The organism is Stenotrophomonas sp. Ste96, assembly GCF_024519495.1.
Classification (GTDB): Bacteria; Pseudomonadota; Gammaproteobacteria; order Xanthomonadales; family Xanthomonadaceae; genus Stenotrophomonas; species Stenotrophomonas bentonitica_A.
The window spans coordinates 65,565-90,029 of the sequence record NZ_JALJRX010000001.1; the positions used below are offsets into that span (position 1 = coordinate 65,565).

A 24,465-nucleotide genomic window follows, 5' to 3' on the forward strand; every position below is an offset into this window, starting at 1 on the left:
CGGCTCTGTTGCAAAAATCGTGAAGCTTGAGCATGCTTGGCGGAGATTGGACGGACGGAACGATGACGGATTTCAAGTGGCGCCATTTCCAGGGTGATGTGATCCTGTGGGCGGTGCGCTGGTATTGTCGCTATCCGATCAGCTATCGCGACCTTGAGGAAATGCTGGCGGAACGCGGCATTTCGGTCGACCATACGACGATCTATCGCTGGGTCCAGTGCTACGCCCCGGAGATGGAGAAGCGGCTGCGCTGGTTCTGGCGGCGTGGCTTTGATCCGAGCTGGCGCCTGGATGAAACCTACGTCAAGGTGCGGGGCAAGTGGACCTACCTGTACCGGGCAGTCGACAAGCGGGGCGACACGATCGATTTCTACCTGTCGCCGACCCGCAGCGCCAAGGCAGCGAAGCGGTTCCTGGGCAAGGCCCTGCGAGGCCTGAAGCACTGGGAAAAGCCTGCCACGCTCAATACCGACAAAGCGCCGAGCTATGGTGCAGCGATCACCGAATTGAAGCGCGAAGGAAAGCTGGACCGGGAGACGGCCCACCGGCAGGTGAAGTATCTCAATAACGTGATCGAGGCCGATCACGGAAAGCTCAAGATACTGATCAAGCCGGTGCGCGGTTTCAAATCGATCCCCACGGCCTATGCCACGATCAAGGGATTCGAAGTCATGCGAGCCCTGCGCAAAGGACAGGCTCGCCCCTGGTGCCTGCAGCCCGGCATCAGGGGCGAGGTGCGCCTTGTGGAGAGAGCTTTTGGCATTGGGCCCTCGGCGCTGACGGAGGCCATGGGCATGCTCAACCACCATTTCGCAGCAGCCGCCTGATCGGCGCAGAGCGACAGCCTACCTCTGACTGCCGCCAATCTTTGCAACAGAGCCCGCTGGCCGCCTCAGCCTGCCACCCCGTCCCGGATTAAGCCATCACGCAGCAGCCCGGTGAATAAGAGAGGATCAGCGACCTGAGAGTGTGGCTCCAAGACTTGTGCCGCCGCCGAAATTGCGGCGATTGCTGTGGGAACACCTGCAACAATCGCTACCTGGGTAAGAACGCCGAAAATCTGGTCTCGGGTTGCACCCGCGCGTACCGCAGTGGGGACATGAAATTTGATGACATCAATTCCCGTTGCGCCCAACGCCGCGCCGGCTGCGATGATAACGAGTTCCCGGGTTTTCAAATCCAAATCGGTGCGGCTGTATACATCGCCGAAGACCCACTCAATCACATAGCGACCAAAATCAGGCGAGCTATCCTTGAATCCATCAAGGTATGCCTCCGTGGGAATGCCGGTGACTGCGGCGAATGTAGCAGATCCCCTGGCGAAACGGTCCTTTGAGACCTCAGCAGGCAAAGCGACGCTGGAATTTACGACTGACATACCCTATCTCCTCGTTTGCACTGCACCGTGCAGTCTCCAAAACATACATTGCACAGTGCAGTGCAGTCAAGGAAGGTGATGATCATCGTGAACGAAATTAGCCCGTCTTATTCATGAGGGCGGTGGATCGAAGCTGGCGAGCGTAGCGTAAAGCATTGATCTGGCTTAGGGATTGGGGGCTCTGTTGCAAAAATCGTGAAGCTTGAGCATGCTTGGCGGAGATTGGACGGACGGAACGATGACGGATTTCAAGTGGCGCCATTTCCAGGGTGATGTGATCCTGTGGGCGGTGCGCTGGTATTGTCGCTATCCGATCAGCTATCGCGACCTTGAGGAAATGCTGGCGGAACGCGGCATTTCGGTCGACCATACGACGATCTATCGCTGGGTCCAGTGCTACGCCCCGGAGATGGAGAAGCGGCTGCGCTGGTTCTGGCGGCGTGGCTTTGATCCGAGCTGGCGCCTGGATGAAACCTACGTCAAGGTGCGGGGCAAGTGGACCTACCTGTACCGGGCAGTCGACAAGCGGGGCGACACGATCGATTTCTACCTGTCGCCGACCCGCAGCGCCAAGGCAGCGAAGCGGTTCCTGGGCAAGGCCCTGCGAGGCCTGAAGCACTGGGAAAAGCCTGCCACGCTCAATACCGACAAAGCGCCGAGCTATGGTGCAGCGATCACCGAATTGAAGCGCGAAGGAAAGCTGGACCGGGAGACGGCCCACCGGCAGGTGAAGTATCTCAATAACGTGATCGAGGCCGATCACGGAAAGCTCAAGATACTGATCAAGCCGGTGCGCGGTTTCAAATCGATCCCCACGGCCTATGCCACGATCAAGGGATTCGAAGTCATGCGAGCCCTGCGCAAAGGACAGGCTCGCCCCTGGTGCCTGCAGCCCGGCATCAGGGGCGAGGTGCGCCTTGTGGAGAGAGCTTTTGGCATTGGGCCCTCGGCGCTGACGGAGGCCATGGGCATGCTCAACCACCATTTCGCAGCAGCCGCCTGATCGGCGCAGAGCGACAGCCTACCTCTGACTGCCGCCAATCTTTGCAACAGAGCCGAGCGGCGTCTTGCCAGTACCGAGGTGGTAGTCCATGGCGTAGCTGCCCAGCACGATGACCAGCGACAGGCGCTCGAAACGCTGCATGAAGGCTTCGCGCCAGGCGGGGGGCGCACTCCGGGCGTAGCGGCAGGTCACCGCTTTTGCCGGTGCCCGGATAACAGAAGCCCATGGGCAGAATGGCGATGCGGGTAGGGTCGTAGAAGGTGTCGCGGTCCACGCCCAGCCAGGCGCGCAGACGCGCGCCGCTGGCGTCGTCGAAGGGCACGCCTGAGGCATGGACCCGGGCCCCCGGTGCTTGGCCGGCGATGAGGATGGGCGCACTCGGGTGAAACTGGAAGACCGGCTGCACGCCGTGTGGCAGATGCGGTGCGCAGCGCGTGCAGGCGCGGACGTCGGTCAGAAAGGCGTCGAGTGTCGGCATGGCGCGCTTCCGGAAAGGGTGGCTCGCGCAGGACGGAGGTGCCATCCTGCGCGAAGCGTAACCCGGCAGCAAGTCAGTGCTGGGTCAGTGTCGGATAGCCCTGGATGAATACGCGGTCGGTCTTGGCCGCCGGCACATGGCAGCCCATGCAGTCGGCTTCGTAGCTGACGGCGACATTCTTGGCGGGGGCGTCGGCCTTGAACAGCGCCCAGCCCCAGCCGTCGCCCCACAAGGGGTTGCTGGCGAAACGGCCTTTGGCGTCCTTGACCATCACGAACCACACGGCCGCATCGGAACCCCAGACCACAGGGTTGCCAGTGGTCATGGCGCTGGTTTCGAGCTTGCGGATCTCTTTCACCAGCGTGGCGCCGTCCAAGAACTTGCCGGTCTTGCGGTAGTGCTCGGCCGAGGCCTTTAGTCGCCGGCCGTGACGGCCAGTGGCAGGACGAGGGCGCTGGCGAGCAGAGCGCCGGTGAGTGCGATTTTCATCGTGTTCTCCTTATATGCCTATGGAGATCAGACGGCGACCACGGGGAAATCCACCGTGGGGTCGGCGATGTGGTTGGTGTAGTTGGTGAGCGTGTTCAGCGCGACGTTGGCGATCACTTCCAGTATCAGGCCGTCGTCGAGCCCCGCGCGGCGGTAGTTGGCCATGGCGTCGGCCGACACCACGCCGCGTTGCTCGACCAGCGCGCGGGCAAAGCCGGCGATTGCATCGTCAAGTGCGTTGGCCGCCTGGCCGGTGCGGGCCGCGGCGATGGCCTCTGCCGACAGTCCGGCACCTTTGCCGATCAGGGTGTGTGCGCTCAGGCAATACTGGCAGCGATTGGCTTGAGCGGCAGCGAGCGCAACGATCTCGCGCTGGGAGGCATTCAGGCGGCCGGTGCCCAGCGTTTCGGACAAGCCGAGGTAGCCATTGAGCGCCGCCGGCGCGTGGGCCAGCGTGGCGAACAGGTTCGGCACCATGCCAAGCTTGGCTTTGACGGCCTTGAGTGTGGCAGCGGTAGCGGCGTCAGCGGTGTCGATGGTCAGGGGGGCGATTTGGGTCATGTCTATCTCCGTAGTGGGTGAGGTGCAAGAGCACGTGGGCATGATCGCCCTTTGTTTGGTACGATATGGCACGTAAAGTATCAAATACGTAACCTATCGTCTTATATGGAGAGTGGAATGGCGGATCGACTGGCCGGCTTGCTCCGGCACTACTCGCTTTCGGCGCGCGTTTTTCACAGCGGCGCCTTCTGTGGGCAGCATCATTACGCGGCGCCGCATGGCTATATCCATCTGGTGCGGCGCGGCCCGATTACGGCGCGTTCGCCCGTGCATGAAGATCTGCTGGTTACCGAGCCGAGCCTGCTGTTTTATCCGCGCGTGGCGTCGCATCGTTTTGTCGCCGCCCCCGGCGATACCGCTGAGCAGTTGTGTGCGGAGGTCGACCTGGGCGCTTCGACGGGCAATCCGTTGGCCATGGCCTTGCCGTCGATGCTGCTGATTCCGTTGGCGGACTTGCCCGGCCTCGGGCCGACGCTAGAGTTGCTGTTTGCCGAAGCCGAGCGCGACCAGTGCGGTCGGCAGGCCGCCATCGACCGCTTGTGCGAGTTGCTACTGATCCAGTTGCTGCGTTATCTGATGGATGGGCGGCTTGGCGCCACCGGACTGCTGGCGGGCCTGGCCGACCCGAAACTCGCGCGCGCCATAACCGCCATGCACGATGCGCCGCAGACCGCGTGGTCGCTCGAGGCGCTGGCGGCGAAGGCGGGCATGTCACGCGCGCGCTTCGCCGCCGCGTTCAAGGACGCGGTGGGCGTCACGCCGGGCGACTATCTGGCCGACTGGCGGATGAACGTCAGTTGCACCCTGCTCAAGCAGGGGCGGCCGGTGGCGGTGGTGGCCGACCGCGTCGGCTACGGCAGCCCGAACGCTCTGGCGCGCGCCTTCCGCGTGCGCATGGGCTGCGCCCCGCGCGACTGGCTGGCGCAGCAGCGCGGTGACGCGGCGCTCAGCGGTTCGTGAGTTTGAGTTCGATTCGCCGGTTCTTGGCGTAGGCGGCGCCGGTGTTGCGCTCGTCGAGCGGGTGAAATTCGCATCACGCCGGAACAACTGGCGGAACTCCAGGTGGCGATCCGTCAACGGCTGGTCAGTCTGTTCGTGCGGCGCGGCCGGCTGGACAAGGCTGAGTCAGTGGCGCAGGTAGCTGGATGACGCTGTCCCGCCCTGAGCCGACGCTCACAGGCGGGGATTTCCAGTGTCGTCATTGTCGGCTATTGGCCGGCAGCAGCCCGTCGTTGCCTGATGGATCCAACCCCTCCGCTGCTATAGTGCAGTCGGCTTCTGACGTTCAGTGCAGCCGTCTTCTGAAAACGACATCTTCTTTCGCATTCTTTGACACATGCCCGCAAAGGTCATAGATTTCAGCCTGACAAAAGCAGGGCTTGAGGCGCAACGGAACAGAAAGTGCACTTAGCCCCCTTGCTCACCTTCAACGCGGAGTTGTTCTGATGACCTTTCTATGGGTTGGATTAGGGTTGGTAGTCGCCGGGCTGTGGTGGGGAACGGTTGTCTGGCGGCGGGAGCAGGCAGACCCTTGGATAAATCCACCAACTCCCGAGGCGCGGCGTTTGCTTCGAGCCGCGAGCCTGCATTTGCATTGCCACATTCTCGGCAGGCCTGCGGTAGACCAGGACGCGCCGTCGTTCGTTGGGGTAGATGCCCTCCAGGCACTTTATCTACGTGACGGGGTGATCTTTTTCGAGAAGGGGATCGCCACCTTGCCGGATGGAACCCAAGTCGAGCTGGGGGCACTCACTCATGAAGTGCTCGAAGTGCTTCGAGAAACCTACAGCGCCTTGGATGCCGCTTCAGCAGTGATCACTGACTATGCCACCACCTTCAATACTCCCGAAGAGTTAGAGAAGAGCGAGAATGAAATCCTGCGAAAGATCGCTGGCTACGGGAACATGTACCCGATGCAGAGCGCGATCGCTCGACTGGCATTGTTACTCAATCTCGATCCCGACAAGAACGATGTTGGGATTGGCGGCAAAGTGTTGTGGGAGCGCATCCGCCGTTGGCGTTGGCCCGAGCGCCATTTCTCGGCGGAGCAGTAGGCGTGCAGGGACATCGCATTGGCTACGTCCGGGTCAGCAGCTTCGACCAGAACCCGGAACGCCAGCTGGAGGAGACCGAGGTGAGCAAGGTGTTCACCGACAAGGCCTCGGGCAAGGACACTCAGCGCCCCCAGCTCGAAGCGCTGCTGAGCTTCGTCCGCGAAGGTGACACCGTGGTAGTGCACAGCATGGATCGCCTGGCGCGCAACCTCGATGACCTGCGCCGCCTTGTGCAGAAGCTGACCCAGCGCGGCGTGCGTATCGAATTCCTGAAAGAGGGCCTAGTCTTCACCGGCGAGGACTCGCCGATGGCCAACCTCATGCTGTCGGTGATGGGTGCCTTCGCCGAGTTCGAGCGCGCCCTGATCCGCGAGCGGCAGCGTGAGGGTATCGCCTTGGCCAAGCAGCGTGGCGCGTACCGAGGCCGCAAGAAAGCCCTGTCCGATGAGCAGGCTGCTACCCTGCGGCAGCGAGCGACGGCCGGCGAGCCCAAGGCGCAGCTTGCCCGCGAGTTCAACATCAGCCGGGAAACCCTCTACCAGTACCTCCGCACGGACGACTGATACATGCCGCGTCGCTTGATCCTCTCGGCCACGGAGCGGGACACCCTGCTTGCGTTGCCAGAAAGCCAGGATGACATGATCCGCTACTACACCTTCAACGACTCCGACCTGTCGCTGATCCGCCAGCGGCGCGGCGACGCCAACCGCCTAGGCTTCGCGGTGCAGCTCAGCCTGCTGCGCTACCCCGGCTATGCGTTGGGCACCGACAGCGAGCCGCCCGAGCCGGTCATCCTGTGGGTGGCCAAGCAGGTTCAGGCCGACCCGGCGAGTTGGACGAAGTACGGCGAGCGCGATGTGACCCGTCGCGAGCACGCCCAGGAACTGCGCACCTACCTTCAACTGGCCCCGTTCGGCCTGTCCGACTTCCGCGCCCTGGTGCGCGAGCTGACCGAACTGGCCCAGCAGACCGACAAGGGCTTGCTGCTGGCCGGCCAGGCGCTGGAGAGCCTGCGGCAGAAGCGACGCATCCTGCCGGCGTTGAGCGTGATCGACCGGGCTTGCTCGGAGGCCATTGCACGGGCCAATCGGCGGGTCTACCGCGCCCTGGTTGAACCGCTCACGGACTCGCATCGGGCCAAGCTGGACGAGCTGTTGAAGCTCAAGGCCGGCAGCAGCATCACCTGGTTGACCTGGCTGCGCCAGGCACCGCTGAAACCCAACTCTCGGCACATGCTTGAGCACATCGAGCGGCTGAAGACATTTCAGCTGGTGGACTTGCCCGAAGTCCTGGGCCGGCACATCCACCAGAACCGCCTGCTCAAGCTGGCCCGCGAGGGTGGGCAGATGACGCCCAAAGACCTCGGCAAGTTCGAGCCGCAGCGGCGCTATGCGACCCTGGCCGCCGTGGTGCTGGAGAGCACTGCAACCGTGATTGATGAGCTGGTGGATCTGCACGACCGCATCCTAGTCAAGCTGTTCAGCGGCGCGAAGCACAAGCATCAGCAGCAGTTCCAGAAGCAGGGCAAGGCGATCAACGACAAGGTGCGCCTGTACTCCAAGATCGGCCAGGCGCTGCTGGAGGCCAAGGAAGCCGGCAGCGACCCCTATGCCGCCATCGAGGCGGTGATCCCCTGGGACGAGTTCACCGAGAGCGTCAGCGAAGCCGAGCTGCTGGCCCGGCCGGAGGGCTTCGACCACCTGCACCTGGTCGGCGAGAACTTCGCCACCCTGCGCCGCTACACGCCGGCTCTGCTGGAGGTATTGGAGCTGCGCGCCGCCCCGGCCGCGCAGGGCGTGCTGGCAGCCGTGCAGACGCTGCGCGAGATGAACGCCGACAACCTGCGCAAGGTGCCGGCCGATGCTCCCACCGCCTTCATCAAGCCGCGCTGGAAGCCACTGGTGATCACCCCGGAAGGCCTCGACCGGCGCTTCTACGAAATCTGCGCCCTGTCCGAGCTGAAGAACGCCCTGCGCTCCGGCGACATCTGGGTCAAGGGCTCGCGGCAGTTCCGCGACTTCGACGACTACCTGCTGCCGGCCGAGAAGTTCGCCGCGCTCAAGCGGGAACAGGCCCTGCCGCTGGCGATCAACCCGAACAGCGACCAGTATCTGGAAGAGCGCTTGCAGCTGCTGGACGAGCAGTTGGCCACTGTCGCCCGCCTGGCCAAGGACAACGAGCTGCCCGATGCCATCCTCACCGAGTCCGGGTTGAAGATCACCCCGCTGGATGCGGCGGTGCCGGATCGGGCGCAGGCGCTGATCGACCAGACCAGTCAGTTACTGCCGCGCATCAAGATCACCGAACTGCTGATGGACGTGGACGACTGGACGGGCTTCAGCCGCCACTTCACCCACCTGAAGGACGGGGCCGAGGCCAAAGACCGGACGTTGCTGCTGTCCGCGATCCTCGGTGATGCGATCAACCTCGGGCTGACCAAGATGGCCGAGTCGAGCCCCGGTCTGACCTACGCCAAGCTGTCCTGGCTGCAAGCCTGGCACATCCGCGACGAGACCTATTCGGCGGCCCTGGCCGAGCTGGTCAACCACCAGTACCAGCATGCCTTCGCCGCCCACTGGGGCGACGGCACCACCTCATCCTCCGATGGCCAGCGTTTCCGGGCTGGCGGCCGGGGCGAGAGCACCAGACACGTCAACCCGAAGTACGGCAGTGAGCCGGGACGGCTGTTCTACACCCATATCTCCGACCAGTACGCGCCGTTCAGCACCCGCGTGGTGAATGTCGGCGTGCGCGATTCCACCTATGTGCTCGACGGCCTGCTGTACCACGAGTCCGACCTGCGGATCGAGGAGCACTACACCGACACGGCCGGCTTCACCGATCACGTCTTCGCCCTGATGCACCTGCTGGGCTTCCGTTTCGCGCCGCGCATCCGCGACCTCGGCGAAACCAAGCTGTACGTGCCGCAGGGCGTGCAGACCTACCCGACGCTGCGGCCGCTGATCGGCGGCACCCTGAACATCAAGCACGTCCGCGCCCATTGGGACGACATCCTGCGCCTGGCCAGCTCGATCAAACAGGGCACCGTCACTGCCTCGCTGATGCTGCGCAAGCTCGGCAGCTATCCGCGCCAGAACGGCCTGGCCGTGGCCCTGCGCGAGCTGGGCCGGATCGAACGCACGCTGTTCATCCTAGACTGGCTGCAAAGTGTTGAGCTGCGCCGCCGCGTGCATGCCGGCCTGAACAAAGGTGAGGCGCGCAACTCGCTGGCCAGGGCGGTGTTCTTCAACCGCCTTGGGGAAATCAGGGATCGGAGCTTCGAGCAGCAGCGCTACCGGGCCAGCGGCCTCAACCTGGTGACGGCGGCTATCGTGCTGTGGAACACGGTGTACCTGGAGCGCGCCACTCAGGGGTTGGTCGAGGTCGGCAAGCCGGTGAACGGTGAGTTGCTGCAATACCTGTCGCCGCTGGGCTGGGAACACATCAACCTGACCGGCGATTACGTCTGGCGGCAGAGCCGCAGGCTGGAGGACGGGAAGTTCAGGCCGCTACGGTTGCCCGGAAAACCTTAGCGTACGATTTTTTCCGAATTCTGCGGGCTCCCCATGTCCAAGGGAAGCGCGGCCGCGCGACGGCCGAGTGCTTCGATCTGCGCGACCACTTCCTGCGCGGCACCGGCCTGGCTGCGATAGGTGAGCACGATATCGGCGCCGTCGGCGGCCAGTGCGAGGGCGGCATTGCGGCCCAGGCCGCGGCTGCCGCCGGTGATCAGGACGACTCGGGTTGCGTTGCGCATGTCAGTACACCTGCGTTGTGGGAATGGTTGTCAGCCTATTGGTGTTGCGTGCGCGGATAAATCGGCGGATGCTGATTTGACTATCCAATAATCACGAACAATCCATGGATCGCCTCGATCACCTGCGCTGCTTCCTCCGGGTGGCCGAACTCGGCTCCTTCACCGGCGCCGCCGACAGCCTCGGTCTCCCCAAGGCCAGTGTGTCGCTGGCCGTGCAGCGGCTGGAAGCGGATGTGGGTGTGCAACTGCTGCATCGGACCACCCGCCGGGTGCAGCTGACCGCTGACGGTGCCCAATTCCAGGCGCGGGCACACGATCTGCTGCATGACATGGACGATCTGCAGGGCATGTTCCGGGTCGATACGGCGCAGCTGAAGGGGCGGCTGCGGGTGGATATGTCCAGCGGGCTGGCCCGGCAACTGGTAATACCGCAGCTGCCTGCCTTCCTGGCCCAGCACCCTGGCGTGGAGATGGAAGTGAGCGGTACCGACCGCCGGGTCGATCTGATCCGCGAAGGGTTCGACTGCGTGCTCCGGGTCGGTCCACTGGACGACAACACCCTGGTGGCCCGCCCGCTGGGCCAGCTGCCGATCATCAACTGCGCCAGCCCGTCCTACCTCGCCGCCCGGGGCACGCCGACCACGCTGGCCGACCTGGCCGGCCACGCGCTGGTGCATTACGTGAGCACCCTCGGTCAGCGTTCGCCCGGATTCGAGTATTACGACGGGCAGACCTATCAGAGCCTGCCCATGGCCGGTGCGGTGACGGTCAACAGTGGCGAGGGCTATACCGCCGCAGCCCTGGCCGGGCTGGGGATCATCCAGGTCCCGCTGCTCGGCGTGCGCCAGGCACTGGCCGCGGGCACCCTGGTGGAAATTCTGGCGGAAGTGAAAGCAGAGCCGATGCCGGTGACCCTGCTCTACGCGCAACGCCGTCATCTACCCCGAAGGGTGGCGGCATTCATGGACTGGGTGGCCGGCGTGGTCCGGCGCGAGCTGGACCAGGAGCGCTGACCTGGGACCTCCCGGCACGGCGTCGTGCCGGGAGGACTGGGACAACTCAGCCTTCCGTATCGGAATGGCGGTTGCGGCGACTGCTGAGCACCACGATCGCGCGGTCCGGCAGTGGCCAGTGGCCTTCCGCATCCGCCTGCAGCGGCGCACCGTCGATGGTGCTGATCAACACGCGCCAGTGTTCATCGTCGATCAAGGGCGGCACGAACGCCTGCGGCGCGTGCGAGGCATTGAACATCAACAGCAGGTGCGCATGCTCGGGGCCGCGCGGCGTGTCTTCCTGACGGGCGGCCCCCAGGTGCAGCGCCAGGCTGCGGGCCTCGCCATCGTGCCAGTCGCCCTCTTCCATGGGCTGGCCATCCGGGCGCAGCCAGCGCACGTCATAGCCTTCGCCCTGTTCGTCGCGGGCGTCCAGGAAGCGGCCGCGGCGCAGCTGCGGGTAGCGGCGGCGCAACGACAGCAGCCGGCGTACGAACAGCGACTGCTGGCGGCCTGCCGGGCTGGCGGCCTGCTGCCAATCGATCCACGTGAGCGGGTTGTCCTGGCAGTAGGCATTGTTGTTGCCGCCCTGGCTGCGCGCGAACTCGTCGCCGGCCAGCAGCATCGGCGTGCCCTGGGCGAGCAGCAGGCTGGCCAGCATGTTGCGCATCTGCCGCGCCCGGATCGTGTTGATGCCCTCGTCGTCGGTGGGGCCTTCGGCGCCGTGGTTGAAGGAGATGTTGTTGTCGCTGCCGTCGCGCCCGTCTTCGCCGTTGGCCTCGTTGTGCTTGTCGTTGTAGCTGACCAGGTCATTGAGGGTGAAGCCATCGTGGGCGGTGACGAAATTCACCGACGCGGCCGGCCGCCGTCCCTTGTGGTTGAACAGATCGGCCGAGCCCATCAGGCGGGTGGCGAATTCGGCCAGCTGGCCGCCATCGCCGCGCCACAGTGCCCGCACGTTGTCACGGAAACGGTCGTTCCATTCGGCCCAGCCCGGTGCGAACTGCCCCAGCTGGTAGCCACCCGGCCCGATGTCCCACGGCTCGGCGATCAGCTTGACCTGGCTCAGCACCGGGTCCTGGCGCACGGCATCCATGAAGCTGCCCGACGGATCGAAGCCGGCGCGTTCGCGGCCCAGGATGGTGGCCAGGTCGAAGCGGAAGCCATCCACGTGCATGTCCTGCACCCAGTAGCGCAGCGAGTCCATCACCATCCGCAGCGCACCGGCGTTGGTCAGGTCGAAGGTGTTGCCGGTGCCGGTATCGTTGATGTAGTAGCGCGGTTCATCGGCAAGCCGGTAGTAGCTGGCATTGTCGATGCCCTTGAACGACAGCGTCGGGCCGAGCTCATTGCCTTCGGCGGTGTGGTTGTAGACCACGTCCAGGATCACTTCCAGCCCGGCGTCATGCACGCAGGCCACCATCTGCTTGAACTCGGCGATGGTGGAGGTGGACATGAAGCGCGGTTCGGGCGCGAAAAAGGCCAGCGTGTTGTAGCCCCAGTAGTTGCGCAGGCCGCGCTCGAGCAGATGCTGGTCGTCCACGTGAGCATGGATCGGCAGCAGTTCCAGCGCGGTCACGCCGAGCTGGCGGAGGTGATCCAGCAGCGCGTCCTGCTTCAGCGCGGAGAAGGAGCCACGTGCCTGCTCGGGCACCTGTGGGTGCAGCATCGACAGGCCGCGCAGGTGGGCTTCGTAGATGACCGTGTCATCCCACGGCGTGGCCGGTGCGGTGTCGCGGCCCCAGGTGAAGGCCGGATCGACCACGGCGCAACGCGGCATGTACGGCGCGCTGTCGCGTTTGTCGAAGCTCAGGTCCTTGTCCTTGTGCCCGATCGTGTAGCCGAACAGCGCCGGCGCCCACTTGAGCTGGCCGACGATCTGCTTGGCATACGGGTCCAGCAGCAGTTTGTTGGGGTTGAACCGGTGCCCGGCTTCCGGTGCGTAGGGACCATGCACCCGGTAGCCGTAGCGCTGGCCGGGCCGTGCGTCCGGCAGGTAGCCGTGCCAGATTTCATCGGTGTACTCGGGCAGCACGATGCGCTCGACCTCACGGCCACGCTCGTTGAACAGGCACAGCTCGACCTTGGTCGCATGCCGGCTGTACAGCGCGAAGTTGACGCCCAGGCCATCCCAGGTGGCCCCCAACGGGAAGGGGCGTCCGCCCCGCAGGCGCGAGGACTGGGCAAACTGGCGGGCACTCATCGGCGCGTCTCGACGGTGTGGCCCGCGGCCTGCAGCTCGGCATCGAACAGTCGTTCGGCCATCAACCAATGCCGTTGGTCCTGCCCGTCCGGACGGCCTTCGGCTTCCCAGATCTGGCGGGCCAGGGCCCCGATGCGTTCACGTCGTTCGTTTTCGTCCATTGCGCTTGCTTCACTCGTTGATCAGCAGGGTCACGGGGCTGCCATCGGACAGCGCCCGCAGGGAAATATCGGGGTCGATGATTTCTACCGACGTGCCGGTGAGCAGATTGCGATAGCGCCCCTGCGGAATCGTCACGCGGCCCGTGCCCCAGAACCTGGCAGGCAACGCCGCCGTGGCTTCCTGCGCGGGACGCACGGTGGTGGCGATCGCGGCGACCACGATCAGCCGCTGCGTGCCGTGTTCGCGCGCGAAGGCCAGCACGCGATCGGGCAGCGTGGTCGGCAATGGCACATAGCCGCCGAGCGCGAACAGCTCCGGGGCGCTGCTCCGGGCCTGCAGCAGGGTCTGCACCAGGTGCGCCTTGGCCACGCCATCACACCACCCCTGCAGCAGTACTGGCCACGTACGCCCATCCTGGCGCCAGTGCGCACGCAACCCATAGTCCACCGGCCGCCGGTTGTCCGGGTCCACCAATGACAGATCCCAGCCTTCGGTGCCCTGGTACAGATCCGGCACGCCCGGCACGCTCAGCCGCAGCGCGGTCTGGCTCAGGCTGAAACGCGCCCCGGCCGGCGCGATGCGCGCCACGACGTCCTGCACGGCCGCGCGGAACGCCTGCCCGGCATCGCTGTCGATCAGTGCTTCCACCACCGCCGCCGCGCACGACTCGTAAGCCTCATCCGGATGGCCCCAACTGCTGCGCTGGCCACCCTCGCGCAGCGCCTTGGCCTGCCACTGCACCACGCGCGCAGCGAGATCAGCGCCTGATCCACCCTCGGCCGGCCAGGCCGAGACCAGTGTCTGCCACAGCATCTCGCGGTCCGCCGCATGCAGTGCACCGGCACCGAGTGACGCTGCGAGCCGTTCAAAGCGACGCACCTGGCGCAGCCACCATTCGGGCCACGCTGACACCACCGCCAATCGCATCCGGGCGTCTTCGCCGCGTTTATGGTCATGCGTGGCCGTGGCAAGCAGGCTGCGCGGGTGCTGGTCGTGGCGGGCGCGCATGAATCCATGGAAACGCGGTGCCGACACACTCAGTACCGTTGGATGGCTACCAACCTCGTTGCGGGACAACAGCGGCGCATGCCGATAGAAGCTGCTGTCTTCCACTGCCTTGGCGTTGAGCGGCGCGCTGAGCAGCTGGGCCCGCTGCCGCAGCGCCAGGCAGCGGCGATGCAGCGCCGGGTCATCCTCCTGCGATGGCGGCGCCAGCACCCACGCGGCGATCTGCTCGATCGCAGCTACCTGGTCCGGCGCGCTGCCGACGATGGCCGCCTCGATGGCCTGCTGCCACAGCCGACGATCCTCAGCGCCCGGAGCCGCGTGGGTGAGATAGCTGCGGTACACCGGGAAGTGACTCAACAGGGCCAACGCCGCGCGCGCCAGCAGGGGCCTGCCGAAATCGGCGGCGATGCCGCCGGTGAGGCGCGAAAGGTGGACGAGGCGGGCGACGAAGGCATCGAACTCGGCGCGCAGGCCGTGCTCCAGCACGTCGCGCCTGGCCTCCAGTTCCACCTCGCGGAAGCTGCGGGGGTCACCGGTGACCTGCTGCCAGTGCCGTGTCAGCGGGTTGCCGCCGGCACCGCTGTGCAGCAATGCACCGACCTGGTCCATGAAGTCGTAGCCGGTGGTGCCATCGCACGGCCAGTCCGCCCGCAAGGCTTCATCCGGCGCCAGGATCTTCTCCACCCACAGGCCCAGCGCGCCAGGCGACAGCCCACGGCGGGCGCCGGCAGCGTCCAGCGCTGCGCGCAGCCGGTGCAGGTAACCGGCCGGATCGCGGAGTCCATCCACGTGGTCCACGCGCAGGCCATCCACGCGTCCCTCCGCCACCAGGCGCAGCGGAAGTGCGTGCACGGTCTCGAAGACATCGCGACGGTGCATCTGCAGTGCGACCAGCGAGGCAATGGTGAAGAAGCGACGGTAGTTGATCCGGTCATCGCCACTGCGCCACCACGCCAGCCGGTAGGGCTGCGCCGCCAGCACGCCGGCCAGGGCCGGTGCCGTCAGCTCCGACCCGCCCGCGGCCCAGGTAGAGGGCGCCAGCGGATACACGGTGCCGTGGTGCGCGACGCCCGCCGATCCGTCGGCGGCGCGCTGCACGGTGAGCACGCCTTCGGCGATCGCGCTGGACAGCGGCCGATCCAGCACCGGCAGCCACAGCTTGCCGTCACGCCCCGGTGCGCGCCAGGCGATGTCGAACCAGCCGGCATGCGCGCTGGCCTTGCCGTGGGCCAGCACATCGGCCCAGTACGGATTGAGCGGGTGCGCCGCCATGTGGTTCGGCACGATATCCAGGATCAGGCCCATCCCGCGTGCGCGCACGGCGTCGGAAAGACGCTGCAATCCGGCCTCCCCGCCCAGCTCCGGATTGACCGTGGTGGGATCGATGACGTCGTAGCCATGCGTGGAACCGGGCACCGCGCTGGCGATCGGCGACAGGTACAGGTGACTGATGCCCAATGAAGCGTAGTAATCCACCTGCGCGCGGGCCGCATCGAAATCGAAGCCGGCGTGCAGCTGCAGGCGGGCGGTGGCGCGGAATGGAACCATCTCAATGCTCCTGGCGGCGGCGGGCCGCGGCGAACTGCTGCAGCGAACGGTCCAGCGTCCGCAACGGCAACGGGGATGGCAGGCGCTGGCGCCAGTTCGGGTGGACCGCGACCGTGCCCGGGAGATTGACCTGGCCACGCAGGCCCAGCGCGTCTTCCACCGGCAACAGCGCCAATGGCGCCCGGCTGGCGGCGACCTGCCGCAGCGCGGCCAGCCGGAGGGCATCCGGCGCAGCGCCATCGGTGCCGACCGCGCGGGCCAGCCGCGCCACGTCCTCGCGCCGCGCGGCCATGGGCTGCGCGGTATCGGCGGCCGGCGCTGCGCTCAAGCGCGCCCGCCAGCGCAGGTCATCGCCGTGTTGCCAGCCTTCCAGCGTTGGCAGATCGTGGGTGCCGGTCAGTGCGACGGCGTCACTCCGCCACTGCGCCGGCGGGAGGAAGTCGCCGTCCGGCGCGCGGGTGAAGGCGAGCACATCCATGCCGAGCACGCCGCGCGCGGCCAACGTGTCACGAATCCCGGGCGGCACAACCCCGAGATCTTCGCCGATGACAATGCAGCGGTTGCGCCAGGATTCCAGCGCAAGCAGATTGAGCAGATCGGCCAGCGGATAGCGCAGGTACACCCCCTGCCCCGAGCCCGCGCCGTGTGGCACCACCCATAGACGCTGCAGGCCGAGGATGTGGTCGATACGCACCCCGCCCCGGTCACGCATCACGGCGCGCAGCAGGGTGATGAACGGCGCAAAGCCGCTGCGGCGCAATCCATCCGGCGAGTAGCTGCTGATGCCCCAGACCTGTCCGTCAGGGGCGAAGGCGTCCGGCGGTGCACCCAGTACCAGCCCACGCAGGGCGGTGTCGGCAGCCGCGGCCGCCTCGGCGCCATCGGCGGTGAAGCCGACCGCCAGGTCGGCGATCAGGCCCAGCGCCATGCCGGCCTCCTGCGCGCGGCGTTGCGCCTGCTGCCAGCTGCGCGCAGCGCGCCATTGCGCATGCACCTGCAACGCTGGATCGCGCTGGCCCATCGCGGCGGCGTTGCATCGTGCGAACGCGGCCAGTGCAGCGCCGCCCTCCTGCTCGAAGCCACGCAGATCACGCTGCAGTGCCTCTGGTGCCTGGGTGAACCGCTGGTACGACTGCTGCAGGCGATGCCACTTGCGTGCCGCCGCGCCGGCCCAGTCGATCAGGCCATCCGCCGGCGTCGGATCCGGCGCATCGTCCTCGGCCATGTCCCACTCCTCCAGCGTGCCGGCATACACCGGCTCGAGAAAGCGACGGTCACTCGGCGAATAGGGACTGAAGGACGCATCGATCCGGCCCGCGGCGTGCAGCGGGCTCAGCGCCACCGCATCGCCACCGGCGGCGGCAATGCGCTCACACCACTGCTGTGCAGCACTGCTGTCGCCGATGCCGTCATCACCGGCACGGCGCGCGGCATATACCTGGAGCACCGCGCCCCAGCTGCGCGGCTCGGCGAGACCGGTGGCATCGGCCACGCTGAAGCAGCGCGTCGGCGCGACTGCCACGGCATGCTCATCCTGCCCGACGCGCAGGCGCCAGTAGCCGGGCTGCTCCGGCACTACCCAGACACCGGGTCGTGCCCGCGTCGCCGGCATGGTGTGACCGCGTTCATCGCACCACTCACCTGTGCCTTCCACGTCCAGCAGCAAGGGCTCACCGAGCTGCACGGTGCGCAGCGACGGGACGGCGCGCTCGTGCAGGCAATGCTGCAGGCTCTGCTGGCACTGCGCCGGTGTTTCCGCGCGCCAGCCCAATGCGTTCAGCACGCTCTGCAGTGTGTCCTGTTCGACGATGCGCGGCGTGCCGTGCACGTCCTCCCAGCGGATCAGCAGCCCGGCCGCCTCGGCCAGGCTGGCCAGCGCGGGCGTGGCGTTCATGCCGCCACGCGCCGCACCAGCAGCGCGGCCGGTGCCAGCAGCTGGCCGTGCCCGACCTCGCCCAGCTGCAGCACGGTTTCGCCATAAGGCAGATCGGCGAGCACGGCGGTCTGGCCAAGGTTGAAGGCCAGCCACCATTGGGCATCGCCCAGTTGCCAGCCTGCGCGTACCGCGCCGTTGCCGAGCACGCTCGCGCCGAGGCTGCGGGCGTGCCGCAATTGCGGCACCAGATATTGCCAGCGCAGGGTCAGCACGCTGCGGAAGGCCGCCAGCCACGGGTTCTGCTGACGTGCTTCGGCTGACGGCAGCGGCGCCTGCGATGCCTGGAAGGTCGCCAGTGTATTCGGGTCCGGGATCGAGGCCTGCGCCTGCGGATCGGCAAAGGCACTGAAGTGGCTGAACTCGGCACGGCGGCCATCGCGTACCGCCTGGTCAAGCGGCGCATCGAAATCGGTGAAGAACAGGAAAGGCTCGCGCGCGCCCCACGGCTCACCCATGAAGAACAAGGGAATCATGGGTGTCAGGGCGGTCAGCGCCAGCGCCACCTGCAGCCGCTCGGGCGACACCAGGGTCTGCAGGCGGTCGCCGAAGGCGCGATTGCCGATCTGGTCATGGTTCTGCGCGAAGATCACGAAGTGGGCCGGCGACAGCCCCGCACTGGGTTCGCCCCGCCGATGCCCCAGGCGGTTGACTTCCCCCTGCCAGGCAAATCCCTCGGCCAGCACCCGCGCCAGCTGTGCGGTCGGGTTGGCCGCGAAATCGGCGTAGTAGCCCTCGGTTTCGCCCGTCAGCAGCACGTGCAGCGCGTTGTGGAAGTCGTCGTTCCACTGCGCGGTGTAGCCATCGGCCAGCAGCGAGGCGGTGTTGTGCTCGTTCTCCAGGATCAGGTGCACCTGGTGCGACGGCCCGTGCGTCTGGATCGCCTCGCGCAGCTGGGCGAGGAACGACGGCGGCTGGATCGCGTGCACGGCGTCCAGGCGCAGGCCATCGAACCGGTACTCGCGCAGCCACATCAGCGCGTTGTCGATGAAAAAGCGCTGCACGTGCGGTTCGCGGAAGTCGATCGCCGCACCCCACGGGGTGGTAACGTCGTCACGGAAAAACGCGGGCGCATACTGCGGCAGATGATTGCCCTCCGGGCCGAAGTGGTTGTAGACCACGTCCAGCAGCACCATCAGGCCCAGCGCATGCGCGTGGTCGATCAGCGCCTTGAGCTCATCCGGGCTGCCATAGGCGGCGGCCGGCGCGTAGGGCAATGCGCCGTCGTAGCCCCAGTTGCGCGTCCCCGGAAAGGTGGCCAGGGGCATCAGTTCAAGGGCGGTGATGCCCATCGCTGCCAGTGCCGGAAGTTGCGCCTGCAGCGCGGCGTAGCCGCCCACAGCACCCACGTGCACTTCATAGAGGACGGCTTCCTCCCACGGCCTGCCCGCCCAATCGGCGTGTTGCCATGCATGGCCATCTTCGTCCAGCACGGCACTGGGGCCGTTGAGCCCTTCGGGTTGCCAGCGCGAGGCCGGATCGGGAACGCTGAGCGTCCCGTCGATGCGGTAGCGGTAGCGCGCCCCCGGTGCACACACCAGCCGGATCCAGTAGCTGCCGTCGTCGGCTGCCTGCATCGGCAGCGCCTCGCCGTCGAGCAGCAGCTCCACGGACTGCGCGGCCGGCGCCCAGAGACGGAAGACATGGTCACCTCCAGGCTGCCGCCAAGCGCCGAATCGCTCTCCCGCCGTCACCCCTCCACCTGCAGGAACACGGTGGACAGTGGCGGCAGGGTCAAGGCCAGTGACTGCGCGTGCCCGTGCATCGCGATCGGCAGGGTATCGACCTGCCCATGGTTGCCGATGTCACTGCCACCGTAGAAACGGCTGTCGCTGTTGAACACTTCCTGCCAGCGCCCGGCGTGCGGCACCCCTACGCGATAGCCGTGGCGCGCCATCGGGGTGAAATTGCTGACCGCCAGCAGCGGGCCGGCGCTCCCACGCGGATCGTGGCGGATGAAGGCGAGCACGCTGTTGACGTGATCGTCGCCCACGCTCCACTCGAATCCCTGCTCGGTGCGGTTGCCGTGCTGCAGCGCCGGCAGCTCGCGCAGCAGCCGGTTGAGGTCGCCGATCATCCGCGCCACGCCCGCGTGGGCCGGCTCGGACGCCTGTGCCCAGTCCAGCTGGGCATCGTGGTTCCATTCGGTGCATTGCGCGAATTCGCCGCCCATGAACAGCAGTTTGCTGCCCGGGTGGGCCCACATGAAACCGAGGTACGCCCTGAGGTTGGCCAGCTGCTGCCAGCGGTCGCCGGGCATCTTGCCCAGCAGCGATCCCTTTCCGTGCACCACTTCATCGTGGGAGAGCGGCAGGACGAACTGCTCGGAGAAGGCGTACATCGCGCTGAAGGTCATCTGGCTGTGATGGTGCGAGCGATGGATCGGGTCGCGACCCAGGTAGCTCAGCGTGTCGTGCATCCACCCCATGTTCCACTTGTGGGTGAAGCCCAACCCGCCCTCGCCGCTGGGGGCGGTCACGCCCGGCCACGCAGTGGATTCCTCGGCGATCACCAGCACGCCGCGTGCCTGCCGGGCGACGGCATCGTTGAGGTCGCGCAGGAAGGCGATCGCTTCCAGGTTTTCGCGGCCACCGTGCGCGTTGGGGATCCACTGCCCGTCCTCGCGGCTGTAGTCCCGATACAGCATCGAGGCGACGGCATCCACGCGCAGGCCATCGATATGGAACCGCTCGATCCACTCCAGTGCGCTGCCGATCAGGAAGCCGGTCACTTCGCTGCGGCCGAAGTTGTAGATCAGCGTGTCCCAGTCCGGGTGCAGGCCCTGGCGCGGGTCATCGTGCTCATACAGCGCGGTGCCGTCGAAGCGTTGCATGCCATGAGCATCGGACGGGAAATGCGCGCCGACCCAGTCCACGATCACCCCCAGTCCAGCCTGGTGGCAACGATCGACGAAGCGTGCGAAACGGTCCGGCCCGCCGTGCCGCGCGGTGGGGGCGTACAGGCCAAGCGGCTGATAGCCCCACGAACCGCCGAACGGATGCTCGCTGACCGGCAGCAGTTCGATATGGGTAAAGCCCAGGCCCGTCACATAGGGAATGAGCTGGTCGCCGAGCTGGTCCCAGTCGAGCACGTCGCCGTTGTCACTGCGCCGCCAGGAACCGGCGTGGACTTCATAGATGGAGATCGCGCGGTCGTCCATCGATGCGCGCGCCTGCATCCAGGCGTCGTCCTGCCATGCACGCTGCGCCCCATCGGCCACCACCGAGGCCGTGCCCGGCAGCAGCTCGGACTGGCGGGCCATCGGGTCGGCCTTGTGGGTCAGCCGGGTGCCGTCGGCTGCGGTGATCTCGAACTTGTAGCGCGCGCCGGCCTCCACGCGCGGCAGGAAGATCTCCCACACGCCAGCGCCATGGCGCAGCCGCATCGGGTGACGCCGCCCGTCCCAGCCATTGAAGTCGCCCACCACCGAAACACGGCGCGCGTTCGGGGCCCAGACGGCGAAACGCACGCCATCGATGCCCTGCTGCTGTGCCTGGTGCGCACCCAGCGCCACGCGGATGCTGTTCGGGTCGCCGGCGGCGATGCCGGCCAGCGCGTCCTCGTCCAGCACGGGGCCGAAGGCGTAAACGTCTTCGATCTCCTGTTGCACGCCACCCCAATCGACCCGCAGCAGGCTCACCACGGGCCCCTCGATGGGCGCCTCGAAGATGCCCTCGCCCATGGCGGCCATCGGCCGCCAGTGGCCGGCCGTGTCGCGGCGCAGGACCGCCAGTGCGGCCGGGAACAGCACGTGCAGGCGCCAGGCGCCGGTGGCATCACGGTGGGGGCCCAGCAGCGCGAAGGCATCGCCAGGCGCGCCGGCGGCAATCGACGCCCGCGCCGGCGACAACGCCGCCTCGGCCAAAGGCGCTGCGGACACGCTCTCACCGCCGGGCTCGATCCCGGCATCCAGTTCCCATTGCGTGCTCATGCGCGTGCTTCCGTGGTGCGTTGATAAAGATCCAGGTAATGCGTGCCGGCGATATCCCAGCCGCTCGGGCGCAGCATCGCCGCGCGGCGCATCGCCGCCATCAGCCCGGCCTGACGGAAGGTGCGGAATGCACGCTGCACGCAGCGGCGCAGCGCATCGGCTTCGGCGCCGTTGAACAGGAAGCCGGTGACGCCATCGTCCACGGTATCGATCAGGCCGCCGGTGGCGTGCGCGATCGGCAGGCAGCCGAAGCGTTGGGCGTACATCTGGCTCAGGCCGCACGGCTCGAACCGCGATGGCATCAGCAGGAAGTCGGCGCCGGCGAACATGCGGCGCGCAAGCGTTTCATCGAAACCGATGTAGGCCGAGACGCTACCCGGATAGCGGCGCGCGAGTTCACGCACCTGCGCTTCGATCTGAGGCTCGCCACCGCCGATGATGACCAGCTGGCCACCGGCGGCGACGATCTGCGGGGCGACGTCGCAGGTGAGGTCCAGGCCCTTCTGGTGGACCAGCCGCGAGACCACCGCGAACAGTGGACCCCGGCTTTCGGGCAGGCCGAACGCACGCCGGACATGGCGCGCGTTGTGGTCGCGCCCTTCGCAGGACTGCACGCTGAAATGCACCGGCAGGTGATGGTCGGTGCGCGGGTCCCAGCTGCTGTCGATGCCGTTGACGATGCCGCTCAGGTGCCCCAGCGCTGCACGGCGCGAGAGCAGCCGGTCCAGGCCACAGCCCTCCGCCGGCGCGGTGATCTGCGCGGCATAGCTGATGCTGACCGTATTGACCTGGTCGGCATGCACGATGCCGCCGCGCAGGAAGGACAGCTGCCCGTGGAAATCCAGCGCTTCACGCTGCGCCTCGGCGATGCCCAGGTCCGCGGCCAGGCTGGCCGGGAACAGGCCCTGGTAGGCCAGGTTGTGGATGGTAAGCAGGCACGAGGCCTTGCTGCCCGACCAGCGCACGTAGGCTGCGGCCAGCGCGCACGGCCAGTCATTGAGGTGCAGCAGCCCCGGCGTCCAGTCCATGCCGGCCTCACCTGCGGCGATCACCGCCGCCGCGCGCGACAGCGTGGCAAAGCGCACCGCGTTGTCGGCCCACGGCTCCCCGGCCGCGTCGACGTACGGCGAGCCGTCGCGTTCATACAGCTCCGGGCAGATCAGCACGTAGACCGGCAGTCCGTCGTCCAGCACGGTGTGTGCGATCACGCAGGCTGGCAACGCCGCGTGCGCCGGGGTCTGCCCGATCACCTGGATCGGGCCGGTGCGCTCGAGCACCTCGCGATAGCCGGGAATCAATACGCGCATGTCCGCGCGGTCGCGCAGCGCACGCGGGAGCGAGGCGGCGACATCACCCAGGCCGCCGGCCTTGATGTAGTCGGCCATCTCCGAGACGACAAACAGCACGCGATGGTCGCGGCCACTGGCACGTTCGATGTGGTCGCCAGGCACGACGGTCTGCGTGATGCGGCGCCGGCGCGCACGCAGGGCATCGGTTTTGACCAGGGCCTCGGCCTTGGCGGCGGAGACCTCACGGGTGCGATTGCGAGCGGACATTGGGGGAAGACTCAACGGGGGAGGCATGGCGCAGCCACTCGCCGTCCCGCGCGTGATACGCACAGGACGAAGCGTGATCTGCCTGGAAAAAGAATCGGTCGGAGAGACAACCTCGACCTGTGTATCGAATCTACACTCCCGCTGAATCAATGGACTGTGAACCCTCGGCGACGATTTGTTGACTGCGCGGGACGTCGCTGCCGAAAAAGGGTTTACAACGCCTTGCACGCCACGTGCATTGCACTCGATGAATCTTTCAGATTCGATGAAAACCGTGTGCGCACCTACCGTTGGCGAGTGCGGTGCGCAATGCATATCGACATGCCTTCTGGTTCTGGATCAAACCAGTGTCGTGGCCCATAACATTCTCCAGATCTCCGTGTCGTTGATGGCCGTGATGGCAGTGATGGCGGCGACGCCTCCGATGGCAGCGACGCCAGAGTCGACATAGACGGCAGCGACCCCAGCGACGCCATCGAAGGTCATGTTCGCCGGGCTTGCACGCGAGCAAGGCGGTTGAATGCGGCCGCTCCGGGCATTTGCACGTTCATGCGCACTTCAATAGAATACGCAACAACACGCAGACTCAGCACAGGCCGCTCTCGCCATGACACCCGCCCCGGACACGCTCCCCAGCGAACGCCAGCAGACCATCCTCGGCCTGCTCCAGCAACATGGCCGTGTTCTTTCGGCCCAGCTGGCAGTGGACCTTCAGGTTTCCGAGGACTCGATCCGCCGCGATCTGCGCGATCTCGCGCAGCAGGGCCTGTGCCGGAAGGTGTATGGCGGCGCCCTGCCCGCCACCCCGGACTTTCCGCCGCTGAGTGCCCGCCAAACCGTGCATAAAACGCAGAAACAGGCACTGGCACGCGAGGCCGCCGCACAGATCCGGGCGGGCGACACCGTCCTGCTCGATGCCGGTTCGACCAACAGCGCCATCGCCGCCTGCCTGCCAGCGCTGGAAGGGCTGCACATTCTGACCAATGCACCGGATATCGCGCTCACCCTGATGGCGCGCGGCGGCATCGAGGTCACGCTGATCGGCGGCCGCCTTGACCCTCGCATCGGCGCCACCGTGGGCGCGCAGGCCCTGGAGGCCATGGGCGGACTGCGCGTGGATCTGTTCTTCATCGGCACCTGCGCAGTGGATGCGCAGCAGGGGCTGTGGGCGGTCGATGGCGAAGAAGCCGCCCTCAAGCGGGCGATGCTGGCCGCCAGCAGCCGCTGCGTGGTGGTGGCCACCAACGACAAGCTCGGCGCCCAGGCGAGCCATCGCATCGGCACCGTCGATGACATCGATGTGCTGGTGCTCGAAGCCGATGCGCCTGCGCCGCAGATCGACGCATTCCTCCGTCGCGGCGTGGATATCCAGCTTGCCTCGCGCCGTTGACCCTTTCCCAGGAATTTCCAGA

At 66.6% G+C, this 24,465-nt stretch carries 20 protein-coding genes and 1 pseudogene; 8 read left to right on the plus strand and 13 right to left on the minus strand.

Annotated elements, in window-relative coordinates; translation table 11 throughout:
* Positions 1-62: 62 nt before the first annotated feature.
* Positions 63-827 carry an IS6-like element IS6100 family transposase gene (locus tag OC373_RS00310; RefSeq protein WP_001389365.1) on the plus strand — a complete coding sequence of 255 codons (765 nt, stop codon included), beginning with the start codon at positions 63-65 and terminating at the stop codon, positions 825-827.
* A 65-nt stretch (positions 828-892) separates the two neighbouring features.
* On the opposite strand, the gene OC373_RS00315 is transcribed toward OC373_RS00310, so the two are convergent.
* Positions 893-1,378 (minus strand): carboxymuconolactone decarboxylase family protein, encoded by a 486-nt coding sequence (locus tag OC373_RS00315; protein WP_046941321.1) that lies wholly within the window; start codon positions 1,376-1,378, stop codon positions 893-895.
* 238 nt (positions 1,379-1,616) lie between these two features.
* On the opposite strand from OC373_RS00315, the gene OC373_RS00320 reads away from it, so the two are divergent.
* Positions 1,617-2,381 (plus strand): IS6-like element IS6100 family transposase, encoded by a 765-nt coding sequence (locus OC373_RS00320; RefSeq protein ID WP_001389365.1) that lies wholly within the window; start codon positions 1,617-1,619, stop codon positions 2,379-2,381.
* Between the two features lie 18 nt (positions 2,382-2,399).
* Here the strand turns inward: OC373_RS00320 and OC373_RS00325 are convergent, their stop codons facing one another.
* The 4 genes and pseudogenes from OC373_RS00325 to OC373_RS00340 form a co-directional block, all read right to left on the minus strand.
* Positions 2,400-2,522, minus strand: a complete 123-nt coding sequence (locus tag OC373_RS00325; protein ID WP_261997340.1) for a hypothetical protein — start codon at positions 2,520-2,522, stop codon at positions 2,400-2,402.
* A 61-nt stretch (positions 2,523-2,583) separates the two neighbouring features.
* Positions 2,584-2,904: pseudogene (locus OC373_RS00330) on the minus strand (uracil-DNA glycosylase family protein); the annotation flags it as partial.
* A 28-nt stretch (positions 2,905-2,932) separates the two neighbouring features.
* Complete coding sequence (locus OC373_RS00335; RefSeq protein ID WP_229006821.1) at positions 2,933-3,217, minus strand: cytochrome P460 family protein; 285 nt, start codon at positions 3,215-3,217, stop codon at positions 2,933-2,935.
* Between the two features lie 158 nt (positions 3,218-3,375).
* Positions 3,376-3,909 carry a carboxymuconolactone decarboxylase family protein gene (locus OC373_RS00340; RefSeq protein ID WP_003830783.1) on the minus strand — a complete coding sequence of 178 codons (534 nt, stop codon included), beginning with the start codon at positions 3,907-3,909 and terminating at the stop codon, positions 3,376-3,378.
* Between the two features lie 117 nt (positions 3,910-4,026).
* Here OC373_RS00340 and OC373_RS00345 point away from each other — a divergent pair, with 117 nt between their 5' ends.
* The 4 genes from OC373_RS00345 to OC373_RS00360 all read left to right on the plus strand — a co-directional run bounded on the left by OC373_RS00345 (position 4,027) and on the right by OC373_RS00360 (position 9,496).
* Entirely contained in the window at positions 4,027-4,869 is an 843-nt protein-coding gene (locus OC373_RS00345; protein WP_003830784.1) for an AraC family transcriptional regulator, read from the plus strand.
* A 485-nt stretch (positions 4,870-5,354) separates the two neighbouring features.
* Positions 5,355-5,963: a hypothetical protein gene (locus OC373_RS00350; protein WP_014003956.1), complete on the plus strand. Its 609-nt coding sequence runs from the start codon at positions 5,355-5,357 to the stop codon at positions 5,961-5,963.
* Between the two features lie 2 nt (positions 5,964-5,965).
* Complete coding sequence (locus OC373_RS00355; RefSeq protein WP_014003957.1) at positions 5,966-6,526, plus strand: recombinase family protein; 561 nt, start codon at positions 5,966-5,968, stop codon at positions 6,524-6,526.
* Positions 6,527-6,529: 3 nt separating this feature from the next.
* The gene (locus tag OC373_RS00360; RefSeq protein ID WP_261996731.1) at positions 6,530-9,496 is read left to right on the plus strand and encodes a Tn3-like element TnAs1 family transposase; all 2,967 of its coding nucleotides are present in this window, start codon (positions 6,530-6,532) and stop codon (positions 9,494-9,496) included.
* On the opposite strand, the gene OC373_RS00365 is transcribed toward OC373_RS00360, so the two are convergent.
* Positions 9,493-9,720 carry an SDR family NAD(P)-dependent oxidoreductase gene (locus OC373_RS00365; protein ID WP_261996732.1) on the minus strand — a complete coding sequence of 76 codons (228 nt, stop codon included), beginning with the start codon at positions 9,718-9,720 and terminating at the stop codon, positions 9,493-9,495. The two genes, OC373_RS00360 and OC373_RS00365, sit on opposite strands and share 4 nt — an antisense overlap.
* A 104-nt stretch (positions 9,721-9,824) precedes the next feature.
* Between OC373_RS00365 and OC373_RS00370 the strand changes: the two genes are divergently transcribed.
* A complete protein-coding gene (locus OC373_RS00370; protein WP_261996733.1) occupies positions 9,825-10,733 on the plus strand; it encodes a LysR family transcriptional regulator in 909 nt (302 codons plus the stop codon).
* Between the two features lie 46 nt (positions 10,734-10,779).
* On the opposite strand, the gene glgX is transcribed toward OC373_RS00370, so the two are convergent.
* Genes glgX through glgA form a run of 7 tightly spaced genes read right to left on the minus strand, consistent with a single transcriptional unit; the run spans position 10,780 to position 23,053 of the window.
* Complete coding sequence (gene glgX / locus OC373_RS00375; protein WP_261996734.1) at positions 10,780-12,915, minus strand: glycogen debranching protein GlgX; 2,136 nt, start codon at positions 12,913-12,915, stop codon at positions 10,780-10,782.
* Positions 12,912-13,076: a DUF2934 domain-containing protein gene (locus tag OC373_RS00380; RefSeq protein ID WP_019184616.1), complete on the minus strand. Its 165-nt coding sequence runs from the start codon at positions 13,074-13,076 to the stop codon at positions 12,912-12,914. Before OC373_RS00380 ends, glgX begins: the two co-directional genes overlap by 4 nt.
* A 10-nt stretch (positions 13,077-13,086) precedes the next feature.
* The gene (gene treY / locus OC373_RS00385) at positions 13,087-15,633 is read right to left on the minus strand and encodes a malto-oligosyltrehalose synthase (protein WP_261996735.1); all 2,547 of its coding nucleotides are present in this window, start codon (positions 15,631-15,633) and stop codon (positions 13,087-13,089) included.
* 1 nt (position 15,634) lies between these two features.
* Positions 15,635-17,527 carry a 4-alpha-glucanotransferase gene (locus OC373_RS00390; RefSeq protein WP_261996736.1) on the minus strand — a complete coding sequence of 631 codons (1,893 nt, stop codon included), beginning with the start codon at positions 17,525-17,527 and terminating at the stop codon, positions 15,635-15,637.
* Positions 17,524-19,260 carry a malto-oligosyltrehalose trehalohydrolase gene (gene treZ, locus OC373_RS00395; RefSeq protein WP_315985443.1) on the minus strand — a complete coding sequence of 579 codons (1,737 nt, stop codon included), beginning with the start codon at positions 19,258-19,260 and terminating at the stop codon, positions 17,524-17,526. Before treZ ends, OC373_RS00390 begins: the two co-directional genes overlap by 4 nt.
* Positions 19,257-21,497, minus strand: coding sequence for a 1,4-alpha-glucan branching protein GlgB (gene glgB / locus OC373_RS00400; protein WP_261996737.1), 2,241 nt, complete (start codon positions 21,495-21,497; stop codon positions 19,257-19,259). Before glgB ends, treZ begins: the two co-directional genes overlap by 4 nt.
* Entirely contained in the window at positions 21,494-23,053 is a 1,560-nt protein-coding gene (glgA, locus tag OC373_RS00405) for a glycogen synthase GlgA (protein ID WP_261996738.1), read from the minus strand. Before glgA ends, glgB begins: the two co-directional genes overlap by 4 nt.
* Positions 23,054-23,660: 607 nt before the next feature.
* On the opposite strand from glgA, the gene OC373_RS00410 reads away from it, so the two are divergent.
* A complete protein-coding gene (locus OC373_RS00410) occupies positions 23,661-24,443 on the plus strand; it encodes a DeoR/GlpR family DNA-binding transcription regulator (protein WP_261996739.1) in 783 nt (260 codons plus the stop codon).
* Positions 24,444-24,465 lie beyond the last annotated feature (22 nt).